This window comes from Labrys sp. 22185 (genome assembly GCF_052045555.1).
In the GTDB taxonomy this organism is placed as follows: domain Bacteria; phylum Pseudomonadota; class Alphaproteobacteria; order Rhizobiales; family Labraceae; genus Labrys; species Labrys neptuniae.
In genome coordinates, this window is record NZ_JBQEPH010000035.1 from 25,346 (window position 1) to 41,114 (window position 15,769).

A 15,769-nucleotide genomic window follows, 5' to 3' on the forward strand; every position below is an offset into this window, starting at 1 on the left:
CCATCCATCCGGAGGTCGAAATGAACTGTCGTCTGACAGCATGCGCGTCCTATTGTCTGATGCTCCTCACCACGACTGTGCCGGCGCGAGCCGCCGAGGCCCTAACCGTCGTCTCCTATGGCGGCCAATACACCGCGAGCCAGGCCAAGGCGCAATACGAGCCCTTCACGGCGAAAACCGGGATTGGCATTCAATCGGTCGACTACAATGGAGGCCTGGCCGAACTGATCGCGCAGGTACGATCGGGAACGGTCAGTTGGGACGTGGTCGACGTCGAGCAGCAAGATCTCGAGCGGGGTTGCGCGGATGGCCTGTTCGTCAAAGTCGATCCGACCAGCCTGCCAGCCGGAAGCGACGGCGCGCCGGCGAAAGCAGACTTCCTTCCGGGGGCGCTGCAACCGTGCGGCGTCGGTTCAGTGGTGTGGTCCAACGTCATCGCCTTCAATCAGACCGCCTTCCCCGGAGCAAAGCCCAAGACACTCGAGGACTTTTTCGACCTCAAGGCCTTTCCCGGCAAGCGCGGCCTGCCTAAACGACCCAACGCCCTGCTCGAATGGGCATTGATGGCCGATGGTGTGGCGGCCAAGGACGTCTATGCGATCTTGAGCACGCCTGAAGGCCTGGATCGCGCCTTCGCCAAACTCGAGACTATCAAGGATCAGGCCGTGTTCTGGGAAACCGGCGCCCAGATGATCCAGCTTCTGGCCGATGGCGAGGTGGCCATTTCGGCGGCCTATAACGGGCGCATTCAAGGGGCGATCACAGACGACAAGAAACCCCTTGCCATCATCTGGGACCGCCAGATCTGGAACGCCGACTATTATGCGATCGTCGCCGGCACCAAAAGACAGGACATTGCCAAAGCCTTCATCGCGTTTGCGACCGGCACGCAACCGCTTGCCATGCAAACACGCTATCTGAGCTACGGCCCTGTGCGTCGTTCGGCACAGGCTCTGGTGGATCCCTCGCTGGCTCCCAGCTTACCCACCGCTCCCGGCAATTTTCAAAGCGCACTCGCCTTCGATGCCAAATGGTGGATGGAGCACGCCGATGCCGTCAATGAGCGCTATGCCGCCTGGCTGTCGCAATGATGATCGCCCGCACCACGCGAACGGGCTGGCTATTGGTCCTACCCCTCTTCGCCTTCATCATCGTTGCCTTCATCGGCCCGATCGCGCTGATGCTCGCCCGCAGCGTCTATGACCCCGAGCTCGCCGAGCTGATGCCGCGAACACGGACGGCCCTGTCGACCTGGAATGGGGATGGCATGCCACCAGCCTCTGCTTTCGACAGCACCCAAGCCGATCTGAGAGCGGCCGTCCAACAGGGCCGTGCGGGACGCCTTGCGCTGCGCCTCAACCGGGAACAGTCTGGCTTTGGTTCGCTGATCGACCGGACCACAACGGCCTTGAGCCTGCAACCGACCGCACGGCTGGCCGACCTTGATCCGCGGTGGGGGGCGCCGGCGATCTGGCAGATCCTCGCCAGCGGGACGCAACCCTTCACCGCATCGCATTTTCTCAACGCGCTCGATCTCAAGATCGCAGCAGGCGGCGGCATCGAATTTCAGGACAAAAGCCGGCGGATCTATGTGGAGCTGTTCGTACGCACACTCAGCGTCGCGGCAATCGTGACGATTTTCTGTGCATTGCTGGGCTATCCTCTCGCCCATGCGATCGCCCGATCCGGACCACGCCTGCGCCTGGTCCTGCTGTTTGTAGTCATGTTGCCGTTCTGGACCTCCCTCCTGGTGCGGGCAACCGCATGGATCGTACTTCTTCAGCGCAGGGGTGTTCTCAACGAAGCCCTCGTGGCCAGCGGGCTCCTTGGCGACAATCAGAGGCTCGCGCTGATGTATAACCTGACCGGCACCGTCATCGTCATGGTGCATGTGTTGCTGCCCTTCTTCGTCCTGCCCCTGTACTCGGTGATGACGGGACTGCCGGGCGCCTATGTTCGAGCTTCCGCAAGCCTGGGCGCGCGCCCCTTCTATACGTTCTGGCGCGTCTACCTGCCCTTGACTTATCCGGGCATTGCATCGGGCTCGGTTCTCGTCTTCGTCCTGTCGCTTGGCTACTACGTCACGCCGGCCCTGGTGGGCGGGCGGACGGGCCAGCTCATTTCCAATCAAATCGCCTTCCACATGCAAAAGAGCTTGAACTGGGGCTTGGCCGCGGCACTCGGCAGCATACTGCTTACCATTGTCGTGGCGATTGCGCTGATCCTGCCCCGCCTGCCCCAACGAGGAGGATTGCGGGCATGAGCCGTCTGGGATCTATCGTCTTTTGGACTTTCTGCGGTGCCATCTGCGCTTTTCTGATCGGACCCGTGCTGGTCGTAATTCCCCTGTCCTTCAATCCCGAGCCCTATTTCTCGTTCACGAGGCAGATGGTCACATTGGATCCGGCTGGCTGGTCGCTGCGCTGGTACCGAGAGATCGCTCTCAATCCGCAATGGCAGTTGGCGTTCCGCAACAGCCTGATCATAGCGGCCATCGTCACGCCCACGGCAACGCTCCTGGGGACGCTGGCAGCCTTCGGCCTGCGGCGCCTGCCGGCCCGGCAAAGGAGCATGGTGGCCATCGTGCTTTCGTCCCCCTTGATCGTTCCCATCATCATCTTCGCGACGGGTAGCTATTTGTTTCTGGCGCCCCTGGGGCTAACGCAATCTTTCACCGGCATCGTCCTCGCCCATACCGCACTGGCAGCACCCTATGTCGTCGTCACCGTCGGAGGCGCTCTGGCGACCTTCGACGAGCGGCTGCTACGTGCGGCTTCCATCCTCGGCTCGCATCCGCTGTCGGCATTTTGCAAGGTGACAGCACCCCTGATGGCTCCGGGCATCATCGCCGGTGCGCTTTTTGCTTTCATCACCTCCTTCGACGAGGCGGTCGTTGCCCTTTTCCTCGCCGGCTATGATCAGAGGACGGTGCCCCTGCAGATGTGGTCGGGCATGCGCGACCAGCTCAGTCCCGCCGTCCTGGCTGCGGCGACGGTGCTGATCGTCGTGGTGGCGACCGCCATGGCCGTGATTGCCATCGTCCGCAGCACCCTCTCGCCCATGAGGGCACGATGACCACCTCACCTTCGCCTCTGCAACTTGATTTTCTGGAGTCGGTATCGCTCATCTTTGCTGGCTATGCATGGGAACGAGCGGATCTGGCCCAATTGACGGCCGTGGCCGGCAGTGGCCTGGTTTCTCCCACCCAGGACCTTCTTCTTGCCTTGCAGACCCTGTCCGACCTCGATTTTGGCGCCGTGGCCATTCCACGGCGTTCCGTCTTCTGCGTTTGCGAGTCCAAATGACAAACGGTTCTGTCCCCTCTTCACTGCGTGCCATGCGCAAGAACATGATGTCCGGCATCGTCCGCCCCATCGATCTTGCGGAAACCTGCTTGCGCCGGGCTCGTCGGTTGCGCCGATGTAGCCATGCTTACATCGCCCTCGCGAACGATACCGCTCTCAGGCACGCCAGGGCGCTGGAGCATTGCGAGCAACCTGGCCCGCTTGCCGGTATTCCCTACGCCTGCAAGGATGTCTTCGATACGATCGATCTGCCGACGACCGCGGGCTCGCGAGCAATGTTGGACTATCACGCACGCGATGACGCCAGCGCTATCCGGCGTCTACGCGAAGCGGGAGCTGTTCTCATCGGCAAAACCAACCTGCACGAATTCAGCTATGGCATCACCGGCGAGAATAGCGTGTTCGGAACACCGCCCAACCCGCATGACGAGAGCTGCATCGCTGGTGGATCGAGCAGCGGGTCAGCGGTCGCGGTTGCGCAAGGAAGCGCGGTTTTCGCGCTGGGAACCGATACAGGCGGATCGGTGCGCGTGCCTGCCGCCTTGTGCGGCCTGGTTGGATTGAAGCCGACAATGGGCCTGATCGACACCCAGGGCGCCATCCCCTTTTGCTGGTCCCTCGATCATATCGGCCTGATTACCCGCTCCTGTATCGACGCATCGGACGTGCTCGAGGTGTTAGCACAAAGGCAAGGAATCGTCCCACAGCCCGCCGAACCATGGGCGACGGCAGGCCGTAGTCATGAGGCCAACGCGCTGAACGGTCTGCGGATTGGCGTTCCACGCCCCTATTTCTTCGACAACGCCGATCCCGAGATCATCACCGCCGTCGATCGGGTGTTGATACGCTGTCAGGATTTGGGCGCGCGTCTCGTCCCTTTGCCTGTGCTCGACATGGACCATGTCCGCACCGCTTCGCTCGCCATTCAGCTCGTGGAAGCTTTCGCCTGGCACAAGCCTCGTTTGAAGACCCACACATCGCTTTATGGCCCGGATGTTCGCGACGGCTTGTTGCAGGGTCAGTTCGTGCTCGCCGAGCACTATGTGCAGGCCCTGCGTTTCATGGAGGCCAAGAGGCTCGAGCTCGATCGCCTGTTTCGCAGCACCGACATCATGATCACGCCGACGACGCCCATCGTGGCCCCACGGTTAGGGGCACGGTCGGTGGTCTTCGGAGAGATCGAAGAACCTGTCGGCAACGCCTTGGCTCGCTTCACTTGCTTGTTCAACCTGACCGGCCATCCGGCCTTGTCTGTCCCCATCGGCCGGCATTCCACAAGGCTACCTATCGGTCTGCAAATGGTTGGCCGTCCGTTTGAGGATAGGAGGCTGCTGTCGATCGGTCATTTGCTCGAAAGGATCGGGGTGGTGCGATGGCGGTCGCCGTCTCTTCGCGATGAGGCATAACGGCCAGACGGCCCGTCACGCCGCTTCTTCCTGCCTTATGACCCAATTGGCCAGATCCGTCAGTTCGGCCGCATAGGCGGCAGCCAACGCGTGGCTTACAAGGTGGGGCAAGGCCTGCGCAAACAGCTGCGAAAACCCAACGAGCTTGTCTATAGCCACCTCGCGATCGCGTCTACGCAATGCCGCGACCAGCTCCGCCAAAGCATGGCGCAGCCTGCTGCCGATGCGCCGACTTTCAAAGGCGCGCAGGCGAATATGATGGGTCTGCTCGCAAAGACGATGGATGCATATTGGAATTGTCTTCTCGCCCGTTGCGCGGCCGAGCGCCTCGAACAACATTTCGGTCTCGCGGGCCAGACTCAAAGCCGTGCCGCGTGTCTTGAACTGGAGAGGTGGTGTCGCCCCATCGGCTTCCCGCCGCGGAGCCAAGCAAAGATCGAGATCGGCTCCTTCAAGACAATACCGAGCGATGACGCAGAGCATCTCGTTGAACTCGACCATGTCCTGAAGGCGTATTTCTCGGGCAAAGAACCCCTTAGCGGGTACGGCGTCAACCAGCCCCTCTGCGTGGAGCCGCATCAACGCCTCTCGGACCGGTGTGTTTGATACTCCCAGAAGTTGGGCAATCACACTGATCGGAAGGTGCTGACCCGGCTTGAAGCGACAATGCAGAGCATGGGTCCTGAGTGTCGAGTAGACGCTGGTTCGGCGTTTGCCCCCGACGACCCCATTCGCCATTGGCGCATGGGGCACGGCAGTCCAGTTATTCATTCACTACAATCCGTCAAACAATGGAATTATCGCGCGGATAGGGGGTGAGCCAATCGTATCCTTCTTGCGTGACGACGATCGAATCTCCAATCCGTCCCCCTCCTTTTCCGGGCAATGTGATGCCGCCATCAACGGCGAAAGTCATGCCTGCTTCGATCAAGGCGCTTTCACCGCGTTTGAGCTCTGGAGCCTCCAGAAGCGAGAGGCCGATGGCGCGTCCGGTTCGATAGCCGGGCTCAAAGCCTGCTTGAGCATAGGCTTCCTCGGCGGCCTGGTTCACCGCTTCACAAGTCACACCTGGGCGGATCGTTCCCAAGGCCGCCTTCTGAGCCTTCACGGCTGCTTCCTGTACATAGAGCTGCTCGTCACTCGCCTGACCGACAAAGAATTGGCGATCGAAGCCGAGTTTGTAATTGCGAAAACGGACCATGCCGCAAAAACAAAGATAGACCGGATCACCGCTCTCCAGCCGGCGGGTAGAGGCCCGACGATGGACCATGCAGGTGTCGCGGCCTGATTGCAGAATCTGCAGATCGTGAATGAGCGGGGACACGAACCGATCGCCCGTCTCTTGAAGCAGGCCAGCTGCCTTGCGCGTGCCAGCCGCCATTGCTGCCAGCGCAATTTCATATTCCGGTACTCCAGGTCCGATCGCTCGCCGGGCGCCTTCCATCATCGCGACGGCAACCTCACCGGCCTGGCGCATGGTTGCGATCTCCTGCGGTGACTTGATCTGGCGCAGGGCGCCGACGACCGGACCGATGTCCTCGAACTGGCTTTGGGCTAGGAAATTCCGCAGCTCAGCAGACACGATATTGGGAATGAAACGTTCCTCCACACCGATGCGCGCTCGGTCGGCATTCGTGAGCAGATCCCTGAGCGGCCGTCGCCATTCCTCGCCACCATCCGTCCAGGGCCGGATGTCTTCGGTCCAACTCATTGAAGCGCACATTTCGGCTTCCATGAGCGGGGTGATTATCGTCGGTGTGGAACCGGGTTTCACGACCAGTATCGTCGGCCGGCCGAACTCCATGCCGAGATAATTCCAATAGCCAGCAAAGTAAGCGATCGCGTCGGGATGGGTCAGGATCGCGGCGTCGATTTTCGCAGCCGCTATCGCCTCGCAAAGGGCGGATACGCGTCGAGCATATGGACTTCTCATTTTTCAACCTGTATGCAGCTTAGGCGATATAGTCATTAAGGATGAAGGTAAATCCATGTCAAGCCCTGAAAATTGCTCACGAAATAGTGAAGGAAAAGGATTGCTGCATACAGCAAAGTGGCCCGGGCCCGTGAAGATCGAATTCGATCGCGGGCGGCACGACCGGGCAAAGATCGGATTCGTGCTGTTGGCCATGGAGCAGACGATCGAGGACGACATGTTTCGTTTGTGTCCTCCTGGCGTGGGCATCCACTTTTCGAGGGCGCCCATGACCAATCGGATCAGCGTCGCCACGCTCGGTGCAATGGCAGTCGGCATCGGGGATGCAGCCACCCATCTGTTACCCGACGAGGATCTCGATGTCGTTTGCTATGCCTGCACATCAGGCAGTGTGGTCATCGGCGAGGAGCGCGTATTCGCCGAACTCAAACGCGGCAAACCCATGGCCAAGACAACATGTTTGATCTCATCGGTGATGCGCGCCCTGAAGACGCTCAGAGCGCGCCGCATCGCGATCGCCACACCATATTTGGCGGAGGTCAATGCAATCGAAAAAGCCTACATGGCCGCGCGAGGCTTCGAGATTGTCAACATGCAAGGACTGAGCATCGAAAATGATGCGGACATGGTCAAGGTTGCGCCCCGCACCATTCTCGAATTCGCCGAATCGGTCGACCATCCACAAGCAGAGGCTGTATTCATCAGCTGCGGAGCCTTGCGCTCCATCGACATCATAACCGAACTGGAGGTAAGGTTGGGCAAACCCGTTATAACCAGTAATCAGGCTATGATGTGGGATTGCCTTCGGCTGGCCGGCGTTACCGACCGTCGTACCGATTGTGGAAGGCTGTTCCAGGATCATTAGGGCGAGCGATGGAGCCTGCAGACAAGAGCGCAGTGACACCTGCCCTTCCCGCCCCGCGGGGGCAGGCTCCGGATATCTACCGCGTCTTGCGAGAGCGCATTTGCCTGTTGCGCTATCCGCCGGGCATGCGACTGAGCGAACACGAACTCGCCATTGAATTCGCTGTCAGCCGCACGCCGATACGCCAGGCTCTTCAACGGCTCGAATATGACGGCTTGACCACCGCCCGCAACGGCGTGGGTACCATCGTCACGGGATTGGACGATCTTGCTTTCCAGGAGATCTACCGGTTTCGCCTTCGGCTCAGCGAGATGATCGGAGATTTCCCTGACGAAGGTGAGATTCCGGGCGCGCTTAGTGATGTGAACCTCCTGCGCCAGCGCCTGCAATGTCTCGAGAAAAACCGGGAACTAGAGGTCTTCTGGTCGCTCAATCACGGTCTTCACCATGCGACCAACCGCCTGATCGCAAACAAGGCCCTGCGCGAAACCCATGAGCGCTACTACTTTCAAGCCTCACGGATTTGGTACAGCGTCATTCATTCGTTCCTGAGTGAACAGTTGGAGGACTTTGCCAGCGAACTTGAGGAAACGGCGCGCGCTCTTGCCACCGGCGACGTACGGGCGGTCGGCTATATTCAACGCAATCACATTGCCTTTGGTCTGTTGCGCGTCGAGCACGCGCGCGGAAACTGGTACCCGCAGATCTAGGCGCATTTACATGTTATAAGTGATTCACATCGACGATTGCTTTGCGGATGCTCGGTTCTATGGAACTGAGCAAGATTCTTGGCCAGAATGCACGGCGCATGAGAAAGGCGTTAAGGCTGAATCAGGCAAATTTTGCCGCGCAAGCCAAGCTGAGCCAGCAGCAGATCAGCAAGATCGAGCGAGGCTCTCAGAACGTCACCCTGAAGTCGATCGCAAAACTCGCAAAAGCCTTTGACGTCCCTGATATCGAACTCTTCCTGCCTCCCGACATGGAAGTGCGCAGAAAACACGATGCGAAATGATCGCACCAGTTGCAGAGCGGATCGGCTAAGCTAGGCGCATCGATCCTTGCAAATCAAAAAATCCTGTTTTAATTTGCAAGGATGCTGAATCGTCGCATCCATCCTGTCGTTCGCCAGGCCCTTGGTCGTCAAGCCGCGGTCGCCCTCATCGGCCCCCGACAAGTAGGCAAGACGACACTGGCTCTGGAGATCGCCGAGGAAACCGGCGCCCTCTACCTCGATTTGGAGTTGCGCGCCGACCGGGCCAAGCTAACCGATCCCGCCTTGTTCCTGAAAACCCATGAGGACAAGCTGGTCATTCTCGATGAAATCCATCGTGCCCCCGAGATCTTCCAGGAACTGCGCGGGCTCATTGACCAGGGCCGTCGCCGCGGACATCGCAATGGCCGCTTCCTTCTCCTGGGATCGGCATCGATCGACTTGCTGCGCCAGTCTGACGAAAGCCTGGCCGGTCGCATCGAATATATCGAAATGACGCCGCTCGACGTTTCCGAAGTTGCGGGTTCGCCACCCTCTTCGGCCGCGAACGAGCGGCTATGGCTCCGCGGCGGCTTTCCCGACAGTTTTCTGGCAAGCTCCGATGCTGACAGCCTTGCCTTCAGGCGCAATTTCATCCGCACTTATCTGGAGCGTGACGTCCCGCAATTCGGCCCCCGAATTCCAGCCGTAACCCTAGAGCGCCTGTGGACGATGCTGGCGCACAACCAGGGTGGCTTGCTCAATGCATCCCGGCTTGCCGCAAGCTTGTCGATCAGCGCCCCGACCGTCAGTTCCTATGTCGATCTCCTGGTTGACCTCCTATTGGTTCGCCGGCTGCAACCCTTTCATGCCAATATTGGCAAGCGTCTGGTCAAATCGCCGAAAGTCTATGTCCGCGACAGCGGCATCGTGCATGCCCTGCTCGATATCGAAAACGCCAATGCGCTGGCGGGCCATCCTGTCGCCGGTCTCAGCTGGGAAGGATTTGCCATCGAGAACATTTTGGCAGTGGTTTCCTCGTTCGCGCAACCCAACTTCTACCGAACCTCGGCGGGAGCCGAGATCGACCTGGTTCTCGACGGTCCCAAGGGGCTGATCGCCGTCGAAATCAAGCGCAGCCTGGCGCCCACTATCAGCAAGGGCTTCCATCAGGCGATCGAGGACATTCAACCCGCTCGATCATTCGTGGTTTATGCCGGTGACGAGCGTTTTCCACTCAAGCCTGGGATCGAGGCCATAGGACTACAGCCGCTCCTCGCAGAGTTGTCGGCACTCGGCCGGTAATCGCCAACTGTCAGGATTGTGCAAAGGAAGCGTTCGGCCGCTCCGGTGACGGCAAGAACAGCCAACAAACGACGCTGAGTCCGCAGAGCCAATCGAATCCATTCGACAATATAACTTGCCATCATGCGTTCGGCGCGGGCTGATGAATGCGGATGCATCGTGCAATTTGCTTCAAAATCGCAGGCATCTCAAAGGATCAGGGACAACCTCACCCTATTGGAGCGCTCCCGAACGGATATTGGCAGGTAGGGCGGGGAATGCACGATCGACGGTCGACAGTCTTTCTCGAGCGATGGCGATCCGGGCAGAATTCGATCGATCTGCGCCAGCTTCGCTATATCATCCTGGCGGCCAAGCATCACAGCTTCCGGCGCGCGGCGGCATCGCTAAATATCCAGCCTTCCGCGATCAGCCGCCGTATCCGGGACCTTGAATTTCGTCTTGGGACAGCGCTTTTCATACGATCATCCACCGGTGTCGAGATTACCAAGCAGGGCCGCGAATTTCTCGAACGCGCCCAATCCGTGTTGGAGGAGCTGGACGCTGCCACGATGGCGATCTCGACAGAAGCCTGTGAGACATTGCGCATCGGCATATCTCCAGCCACCAATCCACGGCTGCTTCATATCTTGCTGGACACGCTCGGATCCCAATATCCGGCAATCCAAGAGGCCCTGTTCGAAAGCGAGGAAGAAGAGAATATGGCGTTAGTGCTCCGCGGCCGACTGGATGTCGCAATCGCCGCGGCCAAGAGCCCCCCGTCGCACTACCAATCGATACCTCTGTGGCACGAGGACGTCTTCGTCATCGTGCCTGCAGACCATCGCCTGGCGACTCTCCCTTCGATCGGCATTGCTGATCTCCTCCAGTATTCCCTTTCGATTAGCAAGGACGAGCCGGCCAGTCAGATCATCGACGCTCTGCGATGGCGCGATAGGGAGGCGGCCACGCCTATACCAATAGAGGTTTGTGACCAGGGTCGGCTTGCCCTCTTGAGCCAGATAGCGCTGGGGCGACGCCTTGGTCTGTGCGGTGAGGCGGCCACCGCTATGTCGTTTCCGGGGTTGACGTTTCGCCCGATCGCAAAGCTCTTCTGCCCACTGACCTTCAGTGCGATCTGTCTGTCCGATAACAACAAGCCTGCCTTGCGCAACTTTCTCCAGATCGCCCGATCACTCACGTTCGTGCGGCAGGCTTCCTACGGCCGACCTCCGCTCGCGCCACCTGGTTGCTTCGATGCCGGCACCCACGGCAGGACATAGTCGCATTGGTTGTCGCCGAGCCTACATAGACCCAGGCTTGCCCGCACTTCTGGCCTTGGCAAATCCGCGATCGGTTGCCATGAACCGTTCCAGCATGGGGACGATCAGCCTGATTGCGTCCGGAGGCTTGCCAGCGCTCTCACGACCCAGGATTTCGGCATAGGCAACAAGATCGCGATGAAGGCCGGCCGGAAGATCCAGCGTCACCTTCACCGGTTTGTCGTCGGCGATCGGTCCGAGTTTCAGCTTGGTCATGGTCATCCTCTGTAGGGTTCGAAGACGAGGTCGCGTGTGACGATGACGCGCACCGGGAACCCCGGGCGAATGGTCAGCGTCGGCGCAACGTTGAGCTGGCGTCGGATGATCTGCTGTCCAGCCTCGTTGATGGTGTCCTGCGTGCCATTGCGGATCGCGCGCAAAAGCCGGTTCTGATCATCGACGGCCAGTTCAGCCCCGACCGCGAGCAGCGTCGATAGCCCCGCCGCCTTGGCGAGGTCCCACCAGTGGTAATCGACACCATCCTCAAGGCCGGCATAGCCTTGCGTATCGGCACCAGGCTGGCGTTCCAGGACGATAGAGCGACCGTTCGGCAGGATGAGCCGGTTCCAAACGAGCAACACCCGGCGCTGGCCAAACTGCACGTTGTTGTCATATTGGCCGATGATCCGGGTTCCCTGCGGCACGAGCAGGATGCGGCCTGTCGGGCTGTCATAGATGTTTTCCGTGACCTGCGCTGTGATCTGACCAGGCAGATCCGAGCGGATCCCGGTGATGAGCGCGGCCGGGATGACAGCGCCGGCCTGCAGCACATAGGGCGATGCCGGAGGTGTGACGCGATCGGGCGCAAAGGTGCGCCGATCAGCGGCCGCATTGAGGAAAGCCAGTTGCTTGTCCTGCGCGGTTGGGGTACCGCCCTGACCGGCGAGATCAAGCCCTGCAATACCGGGCGTCGGCCCGCCTGCCATCCCTGCCGCCGCCGATCCCGCCCGTGCTTGGAAGAAGACGGTGCTGGTGCGGGCCGCCTCTTCCTCGGCCCGCCGCCGCTGCTCAGCCTCATCGATGCCCGGCGTGGGAACGATCGGCGACGCGACAGGTTGGCCCTTGTTCTGCGCGTCCAGGATCGGACGGCCGAGATCACCAGGTAGCGCCGGCCCGAGGATCGGGCCTGTATAGTCACGCGGCAGACCAGCAAGGCCATCGGCAGGCTGCCGGTTGGCGGTGGAATAGAGCTCTTCTCCGGCCGATCCGCCGCCGGGTCCTTGAAGAGCATAGATCAGCGCCCCGCCGATACCGAGCGAGGCGACGACACCCATGCCGACCAGCACCTTGCGCGACAGCCGGGTGACGCGCGGTGGCTCGGCACGCAGACGCATGGCCGCGGCATTGTCGTTCTCGGTCATGATGAAGGCCTCGCATCGGTGCGCACGATCCTGACGGTCTGCTGGCGATCGCCGCTGCCAAGACGCAGTTCGGCGGCGCCGAACAGGCGATCGACGATCAGGATGTGCCGGTAGGTGCGGCTGTTGACGATCTGGGCCTCGCCATCCGAGCCGATGACGAAGAGGGGCGGCATTTCGCCTTGTACGATACCGCGTGGGAATTCGACATAGACATGCCGGCCATCATCATAGACGGCAAGGGGCTTCCAGGGCGGATTGTCGCCGGTGAGGCCATAGCGGTAATTGCGCGCTGCAACCGCAGGGATCGCCGGAACGGGTGGCACCGCCTGGCGCTGTCCATCGGCTGATCGGGGATAGGCCCAGGAAACCGCCGGCATATAGGGCTTTTCGCCCGAGCGGAGCTCCAGCATATAGGTACGGCGGTCGGTGGTGATGACGAGATTGGTGACGATACCCGTGCGGCTGGGCTTCACCAGGACATGGACGCGTCGCGTCACGCCCGATCCGCTCTCGGTGTCACCGATGATCCAGCGGGCGGTGTCGCCGGCGGCGATCGGTCCCGCGCCGGTCAGGCTCTCGCCAGGCTCGAGCGCAATATCGCTGATCTGGCCGGGGGCGGCATAGACCTGATAGAGCGCGCCTTCCGACCAGGGATAAACCTGGATGGCGTTGTAATAGCCTTCGCGACGCGGCTGGACGCGAGCGGCGGCGTTGGCATTCTCGACACGAGCGGTCGGCACCGTCGTAGCCGCCCCGCCGCGACCCGGTGACCAGGCCGGGGGAGTGTGTAACGGTCGCGCCCGGTCGCCGATGGCTGCGGGCGGCACGGTCGGAAGCGGCGGCACGTCCCTGTCATAGCGGATCTCAGGGGGCTTTTGCGGCGTCGCGCAGCCTGCCAACATGGCGCCGGAGAACAGAACGACCGCTATTGCGGATTTGCGGAAAATCGTATTGCCGTCTTTATGGGTGCTTAGCCAGCTCATTGGCTCATCTCTCGCGACCAGTTGATGGCATTGACGTAGATCCCGAGTGGATTGGCCTTGAGGCGGTCGGCATCGCGTGGCGGCTGGACGGCGATGGTCAGGATCGCGGTCCAGCGTTCGGTCGCCGACAGCTTACCGTCCTCATAGCGGCGCTCCATCCAGGCAACACGGAAGGAATCCGGTGAGGCGCGGATGACCGACGACGCCTCGACGGCGATCTGCTGCTTGCCGACCTTGGTGAAAGGATCGTTGGCGCGGGCATAGTCGTTGAGTACCCCGGCGCCGCGATCCGTCGTCCATTCATAGGCGCGTAGCCAGTTCTGGCGCACGATGACCGGATCGGCGGGAATGGAACGAACCTGCTCGATAAAACGAGCAAGATGCCAGGCAATCTGCGGATCGGTCGGGCGATAGTCGGCCACAGCGGGCGCAACCGCCTGCGCCTGGCCGAGCTTATCGACCTGGACTACCCATGGCACGACCGTGCCGTTGGCCGATTGCCAGATCAGCGAAGCGGCGAAACCTGTCGACAGGGCCAACGAACCGAAGGCCATGTAGCGCCAGTTCCTGGCCTGCAGCCGGGCCGAACCGATACGCTCGTCCCAGACCTGCGCGGCCTTCTGGTAGGGGGTCGCGGGCTCAGGAGTTTTGCCGTAATGCGCGGTATGTCGCCGGAAAAGATTCATGAGCGGTCACTTTCGGAGAGATTGACGGAAGAGCCGGTGCCATGGCCGTCGCCGGAACGAATGGCATGGGCGGCCGTCTGGACTGCATGGCCCGTGTGGATGGATCGGCGAAGACGCTGCGCCCGGCCTGGTGCTGCATCCACGGGCCGGGCCTGTCCGGGCGATGGCTCCGTCGCCTCGCCAATCGTCCCCTTGGTCGAGGAACCGCCAGTCGCGGAGAAGCCGGATTTTATGCCTTCGGCAAAGCTGGATTTCCCAGCCGCAACAGCCCTGCGAAGAGGGGAAACCATGGTGCTGCCGGCAGCCCCTGCCGCTGCCCGTCCCACACCACTGAGACCGGAGGCGATGCCAGCCGTGCCAGACTTTCCCAAGGCGCCCAGGGAATAGGCTGAGCTCGCAGAGCCGGCTGCGGTCGCGCCGGCGCGGATGGCAGAGGCACCGCCAGCCAGCGCCGCAGCCCCTCCCCTTGCGGCCAACATGGCGCCACCGCCAACGGCGAGGGCGGCCCCACCGGCAACGAGCCCCGTACCGACGGCTGCGCCAGCGCCAAGCTGCGGTCCACCGGAGACCAGGCCATTAGCGATGCCGGGACCGAAAATGCCAAGGCCGAGGAGCGACAACGCGGCGAGGACGACAGCCATGGCGTCGTCAATGGTCGGCGTCTGCCCGCCAAAGCCGCGGGTGAACTCATCGAACAGGGTCGAGCCGATGCCGATGACGACAGCGAGCACCAGGACCTTGATGCCAGAGGAGATCACATTGCCGAGCACACGCTCGGCCATGAAGGCGGTCTTGCCGAACAGGCCAAAGGGAATCAGCACGAAGCCGGCCAGCGTGGCGAGCTTGAATTCGATCAATGTGACGAAGAGCTGGATCGCCAGGATGAAGAAAGCGAGGATCACCAAGGCCCAGGCAAAGAGCAGGCAGGCGATCTGGATGAAGTTCTCGAAGAACGCCACCCAGCCCATGAGGTCGGAGATGGATTCGAGCAGGGGGCGAGCGGCGTCGAGGCCGGTTTGCGCGACCTTGCCGGGCCGCATCAAATCGGCCGTCGAAAAGCCTGTGCCACTGGCCTTGAGGCCGAGGCCTGCGAAGCTGTCGAAGACGATCTTGGCCAGATTGTTCCAATTGGAGATGAGATAGGCAAAGGCGCCGACGAACAGCGTCTTTTTCACCAGCCTGGCGATGATGTCCTCATCCGCACCCCAGCTCCAGAAAAGCGCCGCCAGCGTCACGTCTATGACGATCAGTGTGGATGCAATGAAGCCGACTTCGCCACCGAGCAGCCCGAAGCCGGAGTCGATATAGCGGGTGAACACCCCGAGGAAATTGTCGATGACGCCGCTGCCCCCCATGCGTCACCGTCCTTCGCTGGATGGCGGCGCGAACGGCTCCGATGTCCGGCCAAGGAAGCGATCGCGGGTCTGGCCCCATACACGCAAGCACTCGGCATCCTCGACCGCCTTTTGTCCAAGCTGCTGGCAACGGCGCTGGCCTTCACGCAGCAGATCGCCGTCGGATGGGATCAGGCGCACAGGCGAACTCAGCGGCCTTTCCTGCCTATCGGTCAACTCAATCACCGTCACCGTCAGGGCGACAGCGACGAACACGATCGCGCCCAGGCGCGCAAACGTCTTGCCGTCCATGGCGATGT

Annotated in this window: 18 protein-coding genes; 10 read left to right on the forward strand and 8 right to left on the reverse strand. The window is 61.2% G+C overall.

Annotated features, from left to right (window positions below):
• Positions 1-20: 20 nt before the first annotated feature.
• From ACTJKX_RS33120 to ACTJKX_RS33140, 5 genes are read left to right on the forward strand one after another with little or no spacing between them, the layout of a single operon-like run.
• Positions 21-1,091, forward strand: a complete 1,071-nt coding sequence (locus ACTJKX_RS33120; protein WP_440727889.1) for an ABC transporter substrate-binding protein — start codon at positions 21-23, stop codon at positions 1,089-1,091.
• A complete protein-coding gene (locus ACTJKX_RS33125; RefSeq protein ID WP_440727890.1) occupies positions 1,088-2,263 on the forward strand; it encodes an ABC transporter permease in 1,176 nt (391 codons plus the stop codon). The genes ACTJKX_RS33120 and ACTJKX_RS33125 overlap by 4 nt, the downstream gene beginning before the upstream one ends.
• Entirely contained in the window at positions 2,260-3,075 is an 816-nt protein-coding gene (locus ACTJKX_RS33130) for an ABC transporter permease (protein ID WP_440727891.1), read from the forward strand. Before ACTJKX_RS33125 ends, ACTJKX_RS33130 begins: the two co-directional genes overlap by 4 nt.
• Positions 3,072-3,305: a hypothetical protein gene (locus ACTJKX_RS33135; protein ID WP_440727892.1), complete on the forward strand. Its 234-nt coding sequence runs from the start codon at positions 3,072-3,074 to the stop codon at positions 3,303-3,305. The genes ACTJKX_RS33130 and ACTJKX_RS33135 overlap by 4 nt, the downstream gene beginning before the upstream one ends.
• Complete coding sequence (locus ACTJKX_RS33140; protein ID WP_440727893.1) at positions 3,302-4,711, forward strand: amidase; 1,410 nt, start codon at positions 3,302-3,304, stop codon at positions 4,709-4,711. The genes ACTJKX_RS33135 and ACTJKX_RS33140 overlap by 4 nt, the downstream gene beginning before the upstream one ends.
• A 15-nt stretch (positions 4,712-4,726) precedes the next feature.
• On the opposite strand, the gene ACTJKX_RS33145 is transcribed toward ACTJKX_RS33140, so the two are convergent.
• The gene (locus tag ACTJKX_RS33145) at positions 4,727-5,482 is read right to left on the reverse strand and encodes a GntR family transcriptional regulator (protein ID WP_440727894.1); all 756 of its coding nucleotides are present in this window, start codon (positions 5,480-5,482) and stop codon (positions 4,727-4,729) included.
• Between the two features lie 13 nt (positions 5,483-5,495).
• Positions 5,496-6,644, reverse strand: a complete 1,149-nt coding sequence (locus ACTJKX_RS33150) for a M24 family metallopeptidase (RefSeq protein WP_440727895.1) — start codon at positions 6,642-6,644, stop codon at positions 5,496-5,498.
• 130 nt (positions 6,645-6,774) lie between these two features.
• On the opposite strand from ACTJKX_RS33150, the gene ACTJKX_RS33155 reads away from it, so the two are divergent.
• The 5 genes from ACTJKX_RS33155 (at position 6,775) to ACTJKX_RS33175 (ending at position 11,046) form a co-directional block, all read left to right on the forward strand.
• A complete protein-coding gene (locus ACTJKX_RS33155; protein WP_440727896.1) occupies positions 6,775-7,509 on the forward strand; it encodes a maleate cis-trans isomerase family protein in 735 nt (244 codons plus the stop codon).
• Positions 7,510-7,517: 8 nt separating this feature from the next.
• The gene (locus tag ACTJKX_RS33160) at positions 7,518-8,219 is read left to right on the forward strand and encodes a GntR family transcriptional regulator (RefSeq protein WP_440727897.1); all 702 of its coding nucleotides are present in this window, start codon (positions 7,518-7,520) and stop codon (positions 8,217-8,219) included.
• Between the two features lie 59 nt (positions 8,220-8,278).
• A complete protein-coding gene (locus ACTJKX_RS33165; RefSeq protein ID WP_311934702.1) occupies positions 8,279-8,521 on the forward strand; it encodes a helix-turn-helix domain-containing protein in 243 nt (80 codons plus the stop codon).
• 81 nt (positions 8,522-8,602) lie between these two features.
• The gene (locus ACTJKX_RS33170) at positions 8,603-9,784 is read left to right on the forward strand and encodes an ATP-binding protein (RefSeq protein ID WP_440727898.1); all 1,182 of its coding nucleotides are present in this window, start codon (positions 8,603-8,605) and stop codon (positions 9,782-9,784) included.
• Positions 9,785-10,041: 257 nt separating this feature from the next.
• Complete coding sequence (locus ACTJKX_RS33175) at positions 10,042-11,046, forward strand: LysR substrate-binding domain-containing protein (protein WP_440727899.1); 1,005 nt, start codon at positions 10,042-10,044, stop codon at positions 11,044-11,046.
• 21 nt (positions 11,047-11,067) lie between these two features.
• On the opposite strand, the gene ACTJKX_RS33180 is transcribed toward ACTJKX_RS33175, so the two are convergent.
• The 6 genes from ACTJKX_RS33180 to trbK-alt are packed head-to-tail and all read right to left on the reverse strand — an operon-like array spanning position 11,068 to position 15,761.
• Positions 11,068-11,301, reverse strand: coding sequence for a DUF2274 domain-containing protein (locus ACTJKX_RS33180; protein WP_394314809.1), 234 nt, complete (start codon positions 11,299-11,301; stop codon positions 11,068-11,070).
• Positions 11,302-11,303: 2 nt separating this feature from the next.
• Positions 11,304-12,446, reverse strand: a complete 1,143-nt coding sequence (locus tag ACTJKX_RS33185) for a TrbI/VirB10 family protein (protein WP_440727900.1) — start codon at positions 12,444-12,446, stop codon at positions 11,304-11,306.
• On the reverse strand, positions 12,443-13,429 hold the full coding sequence (trbG, locus tag ACTJKX_RS33190; protein ID WP_440727901.1) for a P-type conjugative transfer protein TrbG: 987 nt from the start codon (positions 13,427-13,429) through the stop codon (positions 12,443-12,445). Before trbG ends, ACTJKX_RS33185 begins: the two co-directional genes overlap by 4 nt.
• On the reverse strand, positions 13,426-14,115 hold the full coding sequence (gene trbF / locus ACTJKX_RS33195) for a conjugal transfer protein TrbF (protein ID WP_440727902.1): 690 nt from the start codon (positions 14,113-14,115) through the stop codon (positions 13,426-13,428). The genes trbG and trbF overlap by 4 nt, the downstream gene beginning before the upstream one ends.
• Positions 14,112-15,470 (reverse strand): P-type conjugative transfer protein TrbL, encoded by a 1,359-nt coding sequence (gene trbL / locus ACTJKX_RS33200; RefSeq protein ID WP_440727903.1) that lies wholly within the window; start codon positions 15,468-15,470, stop codon positions 14,112-14,114. The genes trbF and trbL overlap by 4 nt, the downstream gene beginning before the upstream one ends.
• A gap of 3 nt (positions 15,471-15,473) precedes the next feature.
• On the reverse strand, positions 15,474-15,761 hold the full coding sequence (gene trbK-alt, locus ACTJKX_RS33205) for a putative entry exclusion protein TrbK-alt (protein ID WP_440727904.1): 288 nt from the start codon (positions 15,759-15,761) through the stop codon (positions 15,474-15,476).
• Between the last annotated feature and the right edge of the window lie 8 nt (positions 15,762-15,769).

Excerpts from the sequence above, each read along its gene's own strand:
- ACTJKX_RS33120 (WP_440727889.1), top strand. The coding sequence starts at position 21 with ATGAACTGTCGTCTGACAGCATGCGCGTCCTATTGTCTGATGCTCCTC.
- ACTJKX_RS33125 (WP_440727890.1), top strand. The coding sequence starts at position 1,088 with ATGATGATCGCCCGCACCACGCGAACGGGCTGGCTATTGGTCCTACCC.
- ACTJKX_RS33130 (WP_440727891.1), top strand. The coding sequence starts at position 2,260 with ATGAGCCGTCTGGGATCTATCGTCTTTTGGACTTTCTGCGGTGCCATC.
- ACTJKX_RS33135 (WP_440727892.1), top strand. The coding sequence starts at position 3,072 with ATGACCACCTCACCTTCGCCTCTGCAACTTGATTTTCTGGAGTCGGTA.
- ACTJKX_RS33140 (WP_440727893.1), top strand. The coding sequence starts at position 3,302 with ATGACAAACGGTTCTGTCCCCTCTTCACTGCGTGCCATGCGCAAGAAC.
- ACTJKX_RS33145 (WP_440727894.1), bottom strand. The coding sequence starts at position 5,482 with ATGAATAACTGGACTGCCGTGCCCCATGCGCCAATGGCGAATGGGGTC.
- ACTJKX_RS33150 (WP_440727895.1), bottom strand. The coding sequence starts at position 6,644 with ATGAGAAGTCCATATGCTCGACGCGTATCCGCCCTTTGCGAGGCGATA.
- ACTJKX_RS33160 (WP_440727897.1), top strand. The coding sequence starts at position 7,518 with ATGGAGCCTGCAGACAAGAGCGCAGTGACACCTGCCCTTCCCGCCCCG.
- ACTJKX_RS33165 (WP_311934702.1), top strand. The coding sequence starts at position 8,279 with ATGGAACTGAGCAAGATTCTTGGCCAGAATGCACGGCGCATGAGAAAG.
- ACTJKX_RS33170 (WP_440727898.1), top strand. The coding sequence starts at position 8,603 with ATGCTGAATCGTCGCATCCATCCTGTCGTTCGCCAGGCCCTTGGTCGT.
- ACTJKX_RS33175 (WP_440727899.1), top strand. The coding sequence starts at position 10,042 with ATGCACGATCGACGGTCGACAGTCTTTCTCGAGCGATGGCGATCCGGG.
- ACTJKX_RS33180 (WP_394314809.1), bottom strand. The coding sequence starts at position 11,301 with ATGACCAAGCTGAAACTCGGACCGATCGCCGACGACAAACCGGTGAAG.
- ACTJKX_RS33185 (WP_440727900.1), bottom strand. The coding sequence starts at position 12,446 with ATGACCGAGAACGACAATGCCGCGGCCATGCGTCTGCGTGCCGAGCCA.
- trbG (WP_440727901.1), bottom strand. The coding sequence starts at position 13,429 with ATGAGCTGGCTAAGCACCCATAAAGACGGCAATACGATTTTCCGCAAA.
- trbF (WP_440727902.1), bottom strand. The coding sequence starts at position 14,115 with ATGAATCTTTTCCGGCGACATACCGCGCATTACGGCAAAACTCCTGAG.
- trbL (WP_440727903.1), bottom strand. The coding sequence starts at position 15,470 with ATGGGGGGCAGCGGCGTCATCGACAATTTCCTCGGGGTGTTCACCCGC.
- trbK-alt (WP_440727904.1), bottom strand. The coding sequence starts at position 15,761 with ATGGACGGCAAGACGTTTGCGCGCCTGGGCGCGATCGTGTTCGTCGCT.